The organism is Chromobacterium sphagni (assembly GCF_001855555.1).
GTDB lineage: Bacteria > Pseudomonadota > Gammaproteobacteria > Burkholderiales > Chromobacteriaceae > Chromobacterium > Chromobacterium sphagni.
The window spans coordinates 179,362-192,109 of sequence record NZ_MKCT01000001.1; the positions used below are offsets into that span (position 1 = coordinate 179,362).

18 protein-coding genes are annotated in these 12,748 nt (G+C 65.4%); 8 read left to right on the top strand and 10 right to left on the bottom strand.

Annotated elements, in window-relative coordinates; translation table 11 throughout:
- The first annotated feature begins 15 nt into the window (after positions 1 to 15).
- The 7 genes from BI344_RS00805 to BI344_RS00835 all read left to right on the top strand — a co-directional run bounded on the left by BI344_RS00805 (position 16) and on the right by BI344_RS00835 (position 7,110).
- Positions 16 to 1,962, top strand: a complete 1,947-nt coding sequence (locus BI344_RS00805; protein WP_158021015.1) for a TonB-dependent copper receptor — start codon at positions 16 to 18, stop codon at positions 1,960 to 1,962.
- Between the two features lie 25 nt (positions 1,963 to 1,987).
- Positions 1,988 to 3,004, top strand: a complete 1,017-nt coding sequence (locus BI344_RS00810; RefSeq protein WP_083338683.1) for an MbnP family copper-binding protein — start codon at positions 1,988 to 1,990, stop codon at positions 3,002 to 3,004.
- Positions 3,005 to 3,006: 2 nt separating this feature from the next.
- The gene (locus BI344_RS00815) at positions 3,007 to 4,170 is read left to right on the top strand and encodes a methanobactin export MATE transporter MbnM (RefSeq protein WP_071111077.1); all 1,164 of its coding nucleotides are present in this window, start codon (positions 3,007 to 3,009) and stop codon (positions 4,168 to 4,170) included.
- Between the two features lie 67 nt (positions 4,171 to 4,237).
- Positions 4,238 to 4,645: a hypothetical protein gene (locus BI344_RS24250; RefSeq protein WP_071111078.1), complete on the top strand. Its 408-nt coding sequence runs from the start codon at positions 4,238 to 4,240 to the stop codon at positions 4,643 to 4,645.
- 19 nt (positions 4,646 to 4,664) lie between these two features.
- Entirely contained in the window at positions 4,665 to 5,018 is a 354-nt protein-coding gene (locus tag BI344_RS00825; RefSeq protein ID WP_071111079.1) for a 5-carboxymethyl-2-hydroxymuconate Delta-isomerase, read from the top strand.
- A gap of 242 nt (positions 5,019 to 5,260) precedes the next feature.
- Entirely contained in the window at positions 5,261 to 6,085 is an 825-nt protein-coding gene (locus tag BI344_RS00830; protein ID WP_071111080.1) for a UDP-2,3-diacylglucosamine diphosphatase, read from the top strand.
- Positions 6,073 to 7,110: a glycosyltransferase family 4 protein gene (locus BI344_RS00835; protein ID WP_071111081.1), complete on the top strand. Its 1,038-nt coding sequence runs from the start codon at positions 6,073 to 6,075 to the stop codon at positions 7,108 to 7,110. Before BI344_RS00830 ends, BI344_RS00835 begins: the two co-directional genes overlap by 13 nt.
- A gap of 100 nt (positions 7,111 to 7,210) precedes the next feature.
- On the opposite strand, the gene BI344_RS24680 is transcribed toward BI344_RS00835, so the two are convergent.
- Entirely contained in the window at positions 7,211 to 7,351 is a 141-nt protein-coding gene (locus tag BI344_RS24680; RefSeq protein WP_206600305.1) for a hypothetical protein, read from the bottom strand.
- A gap of 588 nt (positions 7,352 to 7,939) precedes the next feature.
- Between BI344_RS24680 and BI344_RS00840 the strand changes: the two genes are divergently transcribed.
- A complete protein-coding gene (locus BI344_RS00840; RefSeq protein ID WP_071111082.1) occupies positions 7,940 to 8,722 on the top strand; it encodes a ferredoxin--NADP reductase in 783 nt (260 codons plus the stop codon).
- A 129-nt stretch (positions 8,723 to 8,851) separates the two neighbouring features.
- On the opposite strand, the gene BI344_RS00845 is transcribed toward BI344_RS00840, so the two are convergent.
- The 9 genes from BI344_RS00845 to BI344_RS26040 all read right to left on the bottom strand — a co-directional run bounded on the left by BI344_RS00845 (position 8,852) and on the right by BI344_RS26040 (position 12,561).
- Positions 8,852 to 9,568, bottom strand: coding sequence for a hypothetical protein (locus BI344_RS00845; RefSeq protein ID WP_071111083.1), 717 nt, complete (start codon positions 9,566 to 9,568; stop codon positions 8,852 to 8,854).
- Between the two features lie 136 nt (positions 9,569 to 9,704).
- Positions 9,705 to 10,412 (bottom strand): rhodoquinone biosynthesis methyltransferase RquA, encoded by a 708-nt coding sequence (gene rquA / locus BI344_RS00850; RefSeq protein ID WP_071111084.1) that lies wholly within the window; start codon positions 10,410 to 10,412, stop codon positions 9,705 to 9,707.
- Between the two features lie 193 nt (positions 10,413 to 10,605).
- A complete protein-coding gene (locus BI344_RS23550; protein ID WP_139166839.1) occupies positions 10,606 to 10,818 on the bottom strand; it encodes a hypothetical protein in 213 nt (70 codons plus the stop codon).
- An 8-nt stretch (positions 10,819 to 10,826) separates the two neighbouring features.
- Complete coding sequence (locus BI344_RS00855; RefSeq protein ID WP_071111085.1) at positions 10,827 to 11,060, bottom strand: hypothetical protein; 234 nt, start codon at positions 11,058 to 11,060, stop codon at positions 10,827 to 10,829.
- Positions 11,057 to 11,182, bottom strand: a complete 126-nt coding sequence (locus BI344_RS25720) for a hypothetical protein (protein WP_277620415.1) — start codon at positions 11,180 to 11,182, stop codon at positions 11,057 to 11,059. The genes BI344_RS00855 and BI344_RS25720 overlap by 4 nt, the downstream gene beginning before the upstream one ends.
- Positions 11,183 to 11,372: 190 nt before the next feature.
- Entirely contained in the window at positions 11,373 to 11,759 is a 387-nt protein-coding gene (locus BI344_RS00860; RefSeq protein WP_071111086.1) for an STAS domain-containing protein, read from the bottom strand.
- Positions 11,749 to 12,018 carry an STAS domain-containing protein gene (locus BI344_RS22590; protein WP_083370014.1) on the bottom strand — a complete coding sequence of 90 codons (270 nt, stop codon included), beginning with the start codon at positions 12,016 to 12,018 and terminating at the stop codon, positions 11,749 to 11,751. The genes BI344_RS00860 and BI344_RS22590 overlap by 11 nt, the downstream gene beginning before the upstream one ends.
- Before the next feature lie 103 nt (positions 12,019 to 12,121).
- Positions 12,122 to 12,253 (bottom strand): hypothetical protein, encoded by a 132-nt coding sequence (locus tag BI344_RS25725; protein WP_277620416.1) that lies wholly within the window; start codon positions 12,251 to 12,253, stop codon positions 12,122 to 12,124.
- A 29-nt stretch (positions 12,254 to 12,282) separates the two neighbouring features.
- Positions 12,283 to 12,561, bottom strand: a complete 279-nt coding sequence (locus BI344_RS26040) for a protoglobin domain-containing protein (protein ID WP_139166840.1) — start codon at positions 12,559 to 12,561, stop codon at positions 12,283 to 12,285.
- Positions 12,562 to 12,748 lie beyond the last annotated feature (187 nt).

Below are 12,748 nucleotides of genomic sequence, written 5' to 3' on the forward strand. Positions count from 1 at the left end.
ATTTGCAATTTCCTGATGAACCTGAAAAAAGCCCTGCTTCCCTTGCCGCTGGCCATGGCGGTCTGCCACGCCTTTGCCGCCGATTTACCCACCTTTCAGGGCGACAGGATAGTCGTCACCGCGGTCCAGAGCGACCAGGTGCTGACCGTCGCCACCGACCCGCGCGCGCCGCGCCAGCCGGTGCCGGCCGGCGACGGCGCCGACCTGCTGAAAACCATTCCCGGCTTCAGCGTGGTGCGCAAGGGCGGCAGCTCCGGCGATCCGCTGCTGCGCGGCCTGGGCGGCTCCCGCCTCAACATCCTGGCCAACGGCGGCTTCGTCTACGGCGGCTGCCCGGGCCGGATGGACCCGCCCACCGCCTACCTGTTTCCCGACGCCTACGACAAGGTGGTGGTGGTGAAAGGCCCGCAATCGGTGAAATACGGCGGCGCGCTGATCAGCGGCGCGGTCAGCTTCGAGCGCAAGGTCAAGCCTTTCGATGAAAGCGGCCTGCGCTTTGACGGCAGCCTGCTCGCCGGCAGCGCCCAGCGCCAGGACGTCTACGCCGACCTGACCGTGGGCGGCAAGCTGGGCTATCTGCGGCTGATCGACTCCCACAACCAGGCCGGCGACTACCGCGACGGCGACGGCCAGAAAGTGCACTCGGCGTACCAGCGCGACAGCCAGAGCCTGATCGCCGGCCTCACGCCCGGTCGCGACACCACGATCGAGCTATCCGGCGACTTTGGCCGCGGCCGCGCCGCCTACGCCGACCGGATGATGGACGGCAGCCAATTCGACCGCAGCGCCTGGGGCGTCAAGGCCGAGCAGCGCAATATCGCGCCGTGGCTGGACGCGCTGCGCGTCGCCGCCAACCGCAGCTACGCCGACCACGTGATGGACAACTACTCGCTGCGGCAGCTGGCGCCAGGCAAGCCGCAGCGCGCCAGCAACCCAGACCGCAACACCGACGCCGCCAAGCTGGAAGCCGACCTGGCGCTGTACGGCATCGACTTCACCATCGGCGCCGACTGGCAGCGCGACCGCCACACCAGCCGCGTCGGCGGCACCAACTATGCCAGCCTGCCGCGCATCGCCGACCAGCACCTGCAGCGCGCCGGGCTCTATCTGGAAGGCAGCTTGCCGCTGTACGGCGGCAAGCTGACCGCCGGCTGGCGCCACGACCGCGTCCGCGCCTACTACGACGCCAGCCCCGGCCGCGGCGAACAATTGCAGGATTACCGGCTGTACAGCGGCTTCGCCCGCTACGAGCGCCAACAAGGCAACTGGACGCCCTATCTGGGCCTGGGCATCGCCCAGCGCGCGCCGGACTACTGGGAGCGCTCCTACGTGGCCGGCAAGCGCGCGGTGCTGCAGCCGGAACGCAATGCCCAGCTGGACTTCGGCGCACTGTACCGCGGCGATAGCGTCAAGGGCTCCGTGTCCGCCTACCTGAGCCGGATCGACGATTTCCTGCTGGTGGACGACGACGCCAGCCAGACCACCCGCAACATCCAGGCTTACCGCTACGGCCTGGAGGGCGATCTGTCCTGGCAGTTCGCGCCCGACTGGCAGCTGGCCGGCAGCGCCGCCTACAGCTGGGGCGCCAACACCACCGACGACCGGCCGCTGGCGCAGACGCCGCCGCTGTCCGCCACCATGAGCCTGGCCTGGGACAACCAGACCTGGGCCGGCGCGCTGGTCTGGCGCGTGGCGGCCGGACAGGACCGCTACGCGATCGGCCAGGGCAATATCGCCAGCAGCGACATCGGCCCCACGCCCGGCTTCGCCACACTGTCGCTCAACGGCGGCTGGCGCGTCAGCAAGGCGCTCAAACTCACCGCCGGCCTCGACAATCTATTCAACCGCACCTACGCCGAGCACATCAGCAGCAGCGGCGCCGACGTGGCCGGCTATGCCCGCGCGCTGCGCGTCAACGAACCCGGCCGCACGCTGTGGCTGAAGCTGCAGGCGCACTGGTAAGCCACCAAACAACAAGCGGAGAACCATGATGAACAAGCACTGGATGCTGGTATCCGGGCTGTGCCTAGGCCTGGCCGCCTGCCTGGGCGGCGGAGTCGGCGTCAGCGACAGCCCGTCGCCGAACCCGGACAGCGGCCAGCCCGCGGCCGATCCGGGCTACGGCGGCGGCAACACCACCGTGCGTTTCGCGCTCAAGTCCGGTAACCAGGCGGTGAACTGCAACAGCCTGCTCAGCGGCATCGGCGTCTCCCAGGCCCAGGCCAAGCTGACCGAGGGCATGATCTACGTCCACGACGTGGTGCTGATCAACAGCCGCGGCCAGGAAGTGCCGCTGCAGCTGGACCAGGGCAGCCCATGGCAGTTCCTCAACCTGGCGCTGCTGGATTTCGCCGGCGGCAGCTGCAAGCAGCCGGGCGTGGACAACAACAAGCCGCTGGCCGGCAGCAACAGCGAGGTGGTGGGCAGCGTGCCCGCCGGCGCCTACACCGGGCTCAGCTTCAAAGTGGGCGTGCCGGTCTCCGCCAAAAACGCCAAGGGCGAGGATGTGGCGCTCAACCATCAGCCGGCGCACAAGCCGCCGCACCCGATACTGGGCGTGTACTGGCTGATGTGGGAATGGCAGTCCGGCCACCGCTTCATGCGGGTGGACCTGGCGCCGGAAGGCGGCGTCAAACGCCAGGACGGCTCCAGCAATGACAAGTGGGCGTTCCATCTGGGCTCCACCGACTGCCAGGCCGACAGCGCCGTCGTTGGCGGCTACCGCTGCGGTAAGCCCAACCGCGTCAAGGTGAGGTTCGACCAGTTCAATCCGCGGCAGGACCGGGTGGTGCTGGATCTGCAGTCGCTGTTCGCCGGCAGCGATGTCGCGCGCGACGATAGCGCCGACTTCGGCTGCAAGTCCAATGTCACCGACCAGGAATGCCAGACCCTCTTCCGCCAACTGGACCTGCGCCTGGACGAAAGCAGTCCCGGCGGCAACGATGGCGGCCAACCGCTCACCGATGGCCGCCACTCCAAGGTGTTTCGCCTGGAAAAGATCTGACCATGAAGCGCTCCGCCTTGCGGGCGCTGGCTGGCGGCGGGCTGCTGTCCGCCTTGCTCGCCGCCGGTCTGCCTGGTGACGACGCCGGCGGCCGCCAGCCGGCCGCCGCCGGAGCGGACTGGCAATGGCAACTGCCACCCGGCGTCGCGCCGCCGCCGGTGCCGGCCGACAATCCGATGAGCCGGGCCAAGTTCGAGCTGGGGCGCTACCTGTTCTACGACAAGCGGCTGTCCGGCAACGGCGACATCAGCTGCGCCAGTTGCCACCCGCAGGCGCGCGCCTTCAGCGACGGCGTGGCGCTGTCCATCGGCGCGGAAGGCGAGCGCGCGCTGCGCAACGCCCAGCCGCTGGCCAACGCCGCCTGGCGCCGGAGCTATACCTGGGCCAACTACTCGCTGACCACGCTGGAGCGGCAGATGGACGGTCCGCTGTTCCGCACCGATCCGGTGGAGATGGGCATCAACGACGGCAATCTCTCGACGGTGCTGGCGCGGCTGGCGGCCGATCCGCATTATCAGCGCGAATTCGCCCGCGCCTTTCCCGGCCAGCCGCGGCCGCTGACGTTGGAAAACATCGTCAAGGCCATCGCCAGCTTCGAACGCGGCATCGTCTCCTTCGACTCGCGCTATGACCGCTACCGCGCCGGCCAGACCGAACTGTCCGCCGCCGAGTCGCGCGGCCTGCGGCTGTTCCGCTCGGAACAGGGCCAGTGCTACCGCTGCCACGGCAGCGCCGATTTCGACGACCAGATGGCCGGCTTCAGCCGGGACCTGCCCTTCCACAACATCGGCCTCTACAATCTGGACGGCAAGGGCGGCTACCCCTTTCCCAACCGCGGCGCGCTTGAGCTGAGCGGCAAGGCCGCCGACATGGGCCGCTTCCGCAGCCCCAGCCTGCGCAATGTCGCGCTGACCGCGCCCTATATGCACGACGGCAGCGTGGCCACGCTGGAAGACGCGGTGCGCATCCATGCCGAGCACGGCCGCCGCGGCGGCAAGGCCGGCGATGGCCGGCTCAATCCGTGGAAAGACGCGGCGATCGACCGCATCCGGTTGAACCGGCGCGAACAGGCCGACATCGTCGCCTTCCTGAAAACGCTGAGCGACGACAAACTGATCCACAACCCCAGGCTGGCCGACCCGTTCGCCGCCAAACACGGCAAATGACGGCGGCGCTCGTCGCCGGCCAGGCAGTCTGCTACGCTGGGCATCTTTTGCCTTCCCCTGAGCGCGGATGAAGACCCCTTACCTGAAAATCCTGGCCTGCGGGCTGACCCTGTTCATCCTGTTGGGCCCGCTGGTGGCGCTGCTGGCCAGCGGCGTGGTGCCGATGATGGCCTACCTGATGGGCGCGGTGCCGGCGCTGATCTTCGGCCTGATGCTGTGCCTGCTGCGCATCGTCCTGGCCGGCCCCATCGCCCGCTGGCAAACGCTGTGGCCAGCCTGGCTGCTGGCGCTGGCGGCATTCGCGCCCGGCGCCTTCAGCGGCAGCGTGATCACGCTGCTGTACGCCCGCATCGCCGAACCGCTGCTGTACAACGACGGCATGACGATGTATCTGGGCGCGATGGCCGGCGGCGTCTGCAATGCGCTGTTCTGGCGCATGCGCTTCGGAGCCGGCAAACCGATGCCCGCCAAATAAGAAACGATAGAGGAAGAAAATGCCCCATTGCGTGATCGAGTGCCCAGCCGAACTGGCGCGGCGACAAGACATGAAGCCCTTGATGCTGGCGGTCCACGAAGCCGCCGCCGCCAGCGGCCTGTTCGAAGCCTCCGACATCAAGGTGCGGGTGCTGCCGTCGGAACATTACCTGGTGGGCGGCGCGACCGAGCCTTACGTGCATGTGACCAGCCACATCCTGGCCGGCCGCAGCGACCAGCAGAAGAAACGGCTGACCGAAGCCATCGCGCGCGCGGTCTGCGTCCAGTTACCGCACGTGGCGATGGTCACCAGCGAAGTCCGCGACATCCAGCGCGCGGCCTACAGCAACCGCCACCTGATCATGGCAGGCTGATCAGCCAAGTCCGGCTGTTGTGGCAAAACCGCAACGCCGGCCCTGTCCGCGCAGACCGGGCGCACGCGCCGCGCCACCGCGGCCAACGCCTCATCCGCCGTCCGCATCCCACCAGCCTGGCCGTGCCCGCCGCATGAAATCGTTCCAAAACAGACGATTCATCCCGCCGTCAACAAAGCCTCATCTGCCTGTCATCTTGCGCCTGCAGCATGGCCCCATCATCCCGGTCCACGGACACCGCCATGCAGCCAGACTCGGCTTCCGCCGCCCCGCGCCGCCTGCGCAGCATCTGGATATCCGATGTCCACCTCGGCACCGCCGGCTGCCGCGCCGACCATCTGCTCGATTTCCTGCGCGAACATGAATCGGAATATCTGTACCTGGTGGGCGACATCGTCGACGGCTGGCAGCTGAGAAAATCCTGGTACTGGAAGCAAAGCCACAACGACGTGGTGCAAAAGCTGCTGCGCAAGGCGCGCAAAGGCTGCCAGGTGATCTACATTCCCGGCAACCACGACGAGGCGGCGCGCCAGTACTGCGGCCTGGACTTCGGCGGCATATCCATCCGCCACGAGGCCGAGCATCTCACCGCCGACGGCAAGCGTCTGCTGGTGCTGCACGGCGACGAATTCGACGGCGTGATCCAGTACGCCAAGTGGCTGGCCTATGTCGGCGACAACTTGTACACGCTGATCCTGCAGCTGAACCGCGGCTTCAACTGGGTGCGCACCCGCCTGGGCCTGCCCTACTGGTCTCTGTCGCAATACCTGAAACACAAAGTTAAAAACGCGGTCAACTTCATCAGCCAGTTCGAAACCATACTGGCCAGCGAAGCGCGCCGGCGCGGCTTCGACGGCGTGATCTGCGGCCACATCCACAAGCCGGAAGTGCGGATGATAGACGGTGTCCTCTACGGCAACAGCGGCGACTGGGTGGAAAGCCTGTCGGCGCTGGTGGAGCATCCCGACGGCAGCCTGCAGGTGCTGCACTGGACCGCGCTGACGCTGCCCTGTGCCGAGGAACAACCCGACAGCCCCACCAGCAAGGAGTCCACATGCGCATCATGATCGTCACCGACGCCTGGAAGCCCCAAGTCAACGGCGTGGTCCGCTCGCTGACCGAAACCGTGCGCGAACTGGACGGCTTCGGCCATCAGGTCAACATGATCACCCCGCTGGAATTCCACACCCTGCCCTGCCCCACCTACCCCGATATCCGTCTGTCGCTGCTGCCCTACCGCCAGGTGGCGCAGCGCCTCGCCGGCTTCGCGCCGGACGCCGTCCATATCGCCACCGAAGGACCGCTGGGACTGGCCGCCCGCCGCTATTGCCTGCGCCACGGCCTGGCCTTCACCACCGCCTACCATACCCGCTTCCCGGAATACATCGCGGCGCGCTGCCGGCTGCCGCTGTCCATCAGCTACGCCTGGATGCGGCGCTTCCACAACGCTTCGCAGGCGGTGATGGTGCCCACCCGCTCCATCGCCGACGATCTGGAAAAGCGCGGCTTCCGCAATGTCAGGCTGTGGAGCCGCGGCGTCGATACCGCGCTGTTCACTCCAGGCGAGCGGCACAGGCTGGACGACACCCAGCCGCCGCGCTTCGTCTATATCGGCCGGGTGGCAGTGGAAAAAAATATCGAGGCCTTCCTCAAGCTGGAGCTGCCGGGCTGCAAATGGGTGGTCGGCGATGGTCCGCTGCTGCCGCGGCTGAAGCAGCAGTATCCGGACGTGCACTTCGCCGGGGTGTTTCCGCAGAACGAACTGGCGCGTTTCTACCGCGCCGCCGATGTCTTCGTCTTCCCAAGCCTCACCGACACCTTTGGCCTGGTGCTGCTGGAAGCAATGGCCTGCGGCACCCCGGTGGCCGCCTTTCCGGTGGCGGGCCCTCTGGACGTGGTGGGCGAATCGGGCGCCGGCGCGCTGGACTGGGATTTGCGCGCCGCCTGCCTGAAGGCGCTGGACATAGACCGCCAGCATGTGCGCAAGGTGGCCGAGCGCTACTCCTGGCAGGCCGCCAGCCGCCAGTTCGAATCCCATCTCAAGCCCAATGCGCCGGAAGCCGCGCCCGCCCCGCAAGGCGCGCTGGATTAAAAGATCCTTGCTTCAGCAGCTATAAGCACTATATTGGAAAAGTTGAAGCAACCGGAAGGGAGAGCGATGTGTCAGGCGACAATATCCGGCCACCTTGTGCTCAACCCGGCATTGCGACCGCGCCCGTTTGAACGGCGGCGGTCGACACCATCGGTGCCAGCAATGCCCAAACCAGCGTCCAAGACGGATGCGTGAATATCTCCAAGGCCGCCGGCCTGTCAGACATGACTTGCAGATTCATGACCAGCACACTGGAAGATTGTGGTTGAAGACACGGAAACGCTGTTTCCGCTTATGTGCCCATCGAGGGCCAGCATGATGTGCCGGCAGTATCCCGAATCGCAAAGCACCGGCAATCTGTTCCCAGCTTCAACGGGCATGCCAGTTTCAGCGGCATGCGGTGTAGTCAGTCAGGTCCGCGCCGTTACATGATGGTTCCCAAGCGCGACTTCGATGTTTGATCCCAAGCAAGTCTCAGAGGGCGTCCCACCACCGGGACGCCCTCTTACTTATGGCCTGGCAAGCTTGATGTGGCTCAGACAAATAACTGTCGGTGCTAAAAAAATCAGCAAACAATCTTCCAGCCAGCCGTCGCTGTCGGTTAACATGCGACCATTACGCGTGGCTTGAAGCATCGCCCGCGCGCCACTCACGATAGCGCCGCCCACCCGGTCCGGCGTCGTCCCAAGCACAATCAGCCAACATGGACTACGGTCCATGCAGCCATACAACACCCGAAGCCGCAGGAAACTGCAGTGGGCCGGCAAACGGGTTAAAATCTTTGCAACGCAACATTTTTCGATCTATTGGATAGTGAGCCGCACGAGATATGTCCTCTCCCAATTTGTCCGCTGAAAAAGTCCTGTCCGTCCATCACTGGAACGACACCCTGTTCAGCTTCACTTGCACCCGCGATGCCGGCCTGCGCTTCATCAACGGCCAGTTCGTGATGATAGGCCTGGAAGTCAACGGCAAGCCGCTGATGCGCGCCTACTCCATCGTCAGCTCCAACTACGAGGAGCACCTGGAGTTCTACAGCATCAAGGTGCAAGATGGCCCGCTCACCTCGCGCCTGCAGCACCTGAAGGTGGGCGACACGGTGATGATCAGCAAGAAGCCCACCGGCACCCTGGTGCAGGACAACCTGCTGCCGGGCAAGAACCTGTATCTCTTGTCCACCGGCACCGGCCTGGCGCCGTTCATGTCCATCATCAAGGACCCGGAAGTCTACGAGCGCTACGACAAGGTGATTCTCACCCACGGCGTGCGCTGGGTCAGCGAGCTGGGCTATCACGACTACATCACCAAGGAATTGCCGGAGAACGAATTCTTCGGCGAAATGGTGAAGGAAAAGTTGATCTACTACCCAACCGTCACCCGCGAGCCGTTCCGCAACCGGGGCCGTCTGACCGACCTGATCACCAACGGCAAGCTGTGCGCCGACATCGGCCTGCCGCAGTTGGATCCGGCTCACGACCGCGTACTGATCTGCGGCAGCCCGAGCATGCTGCACGACCTGTGCGAAATCCTGAACGGCATGGGCTTCAAGGAATCGCCGCGCATGGGCGAGCCGGCCGACTACGCGATCGAACGCGCCTTCGTCGAAAAGTAAGCGGACGCCGTCAAACAAAAAGCCGACCCTGAGGTCGGCTTTTTTCATGTCCCATCAACAGGCTGCGGACAAAAACAAGGGGAGGCGAACGCCTCCCCAATTTTTATGCGAGCCAGATGCGATCTGGTTTTATTTGGCGGCCGAAGCGGCAGCCTTAGCCTTGTGATGCTTCTTGGCGTGGTGCTTGTGGGCCTTCTTGGCTACCGGGGCGGAAGCGTCGGCCTTGGCGGCTTGGGCTTTTTGCGTGGCGGAAGCTTCTTTCTTGCCAGCATGCTTTTTAGCGGCGTGCTTGTGCGCCTTCTTGGCTACCGGGGCGGAAGCGTCGGCCTTGGCGGCTTGGGCTTTTTGCGCGGCGGAAGCTTCTTTCTTGGCGGCGTGCTTTCTAGCGTGGTGCTTGTGCGCTTTCTTGGCTGCCGGGGCGGAAGCGTCGGCCTTGGCGGCTTGGGCTTTCTGCGCTGCGGAAGCTTCTTTCTTGCCAGCGTGCTTTTTAGCGGCGTGCTTGTGAGCCTTCTTGGCTGCCGGAGCGGAAGCGTCGGCCTTGGCGGCTTGGGCTTTTTGCGCGGCCGGAGCGGAAGCGTGCTTCTTCACGCCCACTTTTTTCTTCACGACCTTCTTGGCCGGAGCGGAGGCGTCAGCCTTGGCTGCCTGGGCCTTCTGGGCGGAAGCGGTAACTTTCTCGGCCTTCTTGGCGTGGTGGATCTTGGCCGGGGTTTTCTTTTCAGCTTTCTTGGCAGCCGGAGCTACCTTGGCGGCCGGAGCGGAAGCCGGAACGGCTTGAGCGGCGAAACCAGCGGCGGAACTCAGGCCAAATACGGCGGACAGGGCAAGAAGGGTCAGCTTTTTCATGATTCATCTCCAGGTCGGTAACGGAGGACTTGCCTCCGGAGGCACCGTGTTTGGTGTTTCCTTGAGACGTATCCTAGCCCCGCCCCACCTCCCCGTCTGTTAGCGCCTTGTAAGCCCGTGTAACGCGACGTACAACTCAATCGCGCCGCCTGGCGGTGACGATCTGGTACACCCCGCCGAACACGGTGCGCTTGCTCCAGTCGAATCGTTCCGCCTCTGCGGCGTAAGCGGCGATGCCCTTGCGCCACAACGCTTCGGCAAACGGCTCCAGCAGCCGGTTCACCCATTTGAGCAGCCAGCCTATCGGTTGCCAGAACGCCGGCCGGTGGTAGTCGACAAACAGCGCCCGTCCTCCCGGCGCCACCTGCGCCAGCATATTGTCGACAATGGCGGATTTCTTGTCTTCTGGCACCTCGTGCAGCAGGAAGAAGCTGCAGACCAAGTCCGGCGCCTGCTCCGCCTGGTAGCGGGCGGCATCTGCCTGCACCACCTTTGCCTGCGGCAGGCCTGCCAGCTTGCCCTGAGCCAGCTCCACCTGGATCGGGGTGACGTCGGTCAGCACGAAGCGGCCCGTGCCCCCGATCCGCGCGGCGGCCCGCTGCACCAGGTCGCCATAGACGTGCGCCACCTGCCAGACCCGCTCGCCCGGCCGGATTTCATCGAGGTAGGCGCGCATCAGCCGCCGGTCGTTGCCGAACAGCAGCGTGCGCACCACCAGCTTGTGGTCCAGCATCCTGGCCTTGCGCGGATTGACGTAGGCCCAGTCGTAGACCTCGGTCATGTAGTCGGGCACATCGCGGTAGTAATGCCCGTGGGGAGGGGCGCTTGTCTTCAGTGTGGTCATGGCGGCTACCGGTAAGTATGTGGACTCAGCTTAACAAGGGCGGCCACCCTCTGGTTTGAGCCAGGCCAAACCTTGACCGTTGCGCGCCGGCTCAGCGGGCACCGCCCGCCTTCGCATCGGCTGCGGCCGGTGCCGCCGTTCCCAGACTGGGCAAGGCATCGCCCAGTTGCTCGATCAGGCGCCGCAACTCCCGCTAGACTTCGCCCATCAGCTCTTCAAGCTCCGGCAAGCCTTTCCCGGCGTTGAGCGCCGCCCCCAGTTGCGCCGCCCCCAGTTGCGCCGCCCCCAGTTGCGCCGCCAGCGGTTGCAGATCGTTGGCGGCTCGGGTGGAGCCAGTCCGGTCCTCGCGCGCCATTTCGCGCGGCACATCGTCCAGCGCTCCCGCCTGACCGTTACGAAGCGTCACAGCAGATTCTAGTGGGAGGCGCGCTTGCCCAATAGCCGGCGCAAGGCGTTGCCGACGTCCAGGCCGGGAATGCGCCGCAGGGGATCATCGTCGTCCATTCCGGCCGGCAGGCTGTCCGGCTTGGCCGGCGCCGGCGGATGCCCGCCCTTGCCGGCTGGTCTGGAGCGGTCCCGCGGATCCCAGTGCCGCAAGGTGGCGAACAGGCTGGCCGGATCGATCAGTTTGGCGATGTAGTCGCTCATCCCGCTTCGACGCAGCGCTCGCGGTCGCCGGTCATCGCCAGCATCGGCAGCTCCAGGTCCGCGATGCGCGGCCCACAGTCCACCGCCCACCGCTCCACTCCCTTGCGCAGCCCCTTTCCCACAGCATGTCAGCGCATCTCGCCACAGCCGGCGTACTTGAGAATGCTCATCGCCAGCGCCTACGCCGCGGTCGCCAGCTGGGTGGCCCCCACCGCGGAAAAGCCCAGCCCCCGCGCCAGCTGCTACACTTGGAACACCAGCATGCGCACATCGGTGTCGCGCCGAATCCCCGGCGAGGCGCTGACGCCCTGGCTATTGGCCGGCGGCAGCGGACAGGTCCAGGGGGGAACGCTCATAGCTTGATGGCCAGCGCCTGCTCCAGCGAAATCGCGCTGCGAAAGGCCCCAGGTCCACCCCCACCTGCGACAAGCCCTGTATCGCGCCGAGCCTCAGGCCCACCAGAAAGGTGGAAGCGCCCAGCAAGGTGATGGCGCGCTTCATGTCCACCAGCGCCTGGCAGGTGAAGCGGACTCCGGACAGGTTCAGCATCACCTTGCGCACCACCTTGCCGTTGATGCGCTCCAGTAAGCGGTTTTGCATCCGGCGCACCAACGAGGGGCGCAATTCGGTCTGCATGCAGGCCAGCATCGCGTCGCCGATCTGCGATAGCGTGATCTTGGCTGCGGCGTCACCGGGCATGAGCGTCTCCTCCACCCTGCTGGCGGATGACCAGGCCGCCGATGCGGAACGCCGCCTCCAGCGCGTCGCTCAGGGTGGCGAAGATGGAAATCTGCTCGGTGTCTATGCTCAGGTGGACGATGGTCTGGGCGATCGCCGACGACAGCCCCGGCACCAGGCTTTCGCAGCCCATCAGCTGGGTGGCTTTGGTGATCTTGATCAGGTGATTGGCCACCGCCGAGTCCACCACCGCCACGCCGGAAATATCGATGATCAACACCCGCGCGGGCGGGTGGAGGAGATCTGGTTGAGTATGCCATCCATGATGCTCTGGGAAGGCTGCGAGCCTATGATGCCGACGATGGGCAGCACAGAATGTCCTGTCAGATCATCGACACCGGCGTCGACATCTCCATCAGCGCCTGGCTCCAGCTCCGCTGCTGCTGCGGGCGGCTGTAGGTTTCCACCACCAGCGCAGTGTCCATGTGCAGCAGCTTGTTGCAGGACTGGATCATCTGCGACACCGTCTCGCGGCTGCCGCTTTTTAGCTGCCGCAGAACAGATGAAGGGCATAGTTGACGCCGGCGAAATCGGTGCGGAGCGGCAACCCGATCCTGGCGTGGGTCTCGCCGGAGGCCACTCGCTCGGCCAAGTAGGACTGGTCCGCCACGCCATGAAAGAAGCGGCGCCAGTAATTCGGTCTGCCTCTCGCGCGCATTGCGCAGCGCGGTGGGCCGGGCAAACCGCGCGTCTGGCTCCGGCAGCGACGGCATCCCGTCGTAGAACCGGTCCATCGCCTCCTCCAGACAGGGCAGCACCGCATCCCCTATCGCGCGCACCCGCTGCAGAATCCTCCTGCTGGATGGCAAAGGTCTTGAGAAGATCCTCGGCATCGGCAAGGCTGACCGGATCCATCAGCGCATTCCCCCGTGAACCTGTGTTGTGGGCGGCATCGTGCCTATTGCCATCCATGGGCCATAGTCCGCGCAGATTCATATGACTTGGGCAAT

Excerpts from the sequence above, each read along its gene's own strand:
- BI344_RS26040 (WP_139166840.1), bottom strand. The coding sequence starts at position 12,561 with ATGCGGTGCTGCCCTGTCTGGAGGAGGCGATGGACCGGTTCTACGACG.
- BI344_RS00815 (WP_071111077.1), top strand. The coding sequence starts at position 3,007 with ATGAAGCGCTCCGCCTTGCGGGCGCTGGCTGGCGGCGGGCTGCTGTCC.
- BI344_RS00825 (WP_071111079.1), top strand. The coding sequence starts at position 4,665 with ATGCCCCATTGCGTGATCGAGTGCCCAGCCGAACTGGCGCGGCGACAA.
- BI344_RS00860 (WP_071111086.1), bottom strand. The coding sequence starts at position 11,759 with ATGCCCGGTGACGCCGCAGCCAAGATCACGCTATCGCAGATCGGCGAC.
- BI344_RS00830 (WP_071111080.1), top strand. The coding sequence starts at position 5,261 with ATGCAGCCAGACTCGGCTTCCGCCGCCCCGCGCCGCCTGCGCAGCATC.
- BI344_RS24680 (WP_206600305.1), bottom strand. The coding sequence starts at position 7,351 with ATGAATCTGCAAGTCATGTCTGACAGGCCGGCGGCCTTGGAGATATTC.
- BI344_RS00845 (WP_071111083.1), bottom strand. The coding sequence starts at position 9,568 with ATGAAAAAGCTGACCCTTCTTGCCCTGTCCGCCGTATTTGGCCTGAGT.
- BI344_RS25725 (WP_277620416.1), bottom strand. The coding sequence starts at position 12,253 with ATGATCCAGTCCTGCAACAAGCTGCTGCACATGGACACTGCGCTGGTG.
- BI344_RS24250 (WP_071111078.1), top strand. The coding sequence starts at position 4,238 with ATGAAGACCCCTTACCTGAAAATCCTGGCCTGCGGGCTGACCCTGTTC.
- BI344_RS00805 (WP_158021015.1), top strand. The coding sequence starts at position 16 with ATGAACCTGAAAAAAGCCCTGCTTCCCTTGCCGCTGGCCATGGCGGTC.
- BI344_RS00840 (WP_071111082.1), top strand. The coding sequence starts at position 7,940 with ATGTCCTCTCCCAATTTGTCCGCTGAAAAAGTCCTGTCCGTCCATCAC.
- rquA (WP_071111084.1), bottom strand. The coding sequence starts at position 10,412 with ATGACCACACTGAAGACAAGCGCCCCTCCCCACGGGCATTACTACCGC.
- BI344_RS00855 (WP_071111085.1), bottom strand. The coding sequence starts at position 11,060 with ATGAGCGACTACATCGCCAAACTGATCGATCCGGCCAGCCTGTTCGCC.
- BI344_RS00835 (WP_071111081.1), top strand. The coding sequence starts at position 6,073 with ATGCGCATCATGATCGTCACCGACGCCTGGAAGCCCCAAGTCAACGGC.
- BI344_RS00810 (WP_083338683.1), top strand. The coding sequence starts at position 1,988 with ATGATGAACAAGCACTGGATGCTGGTATCCGGGCTGTGCCTAGGCCTG.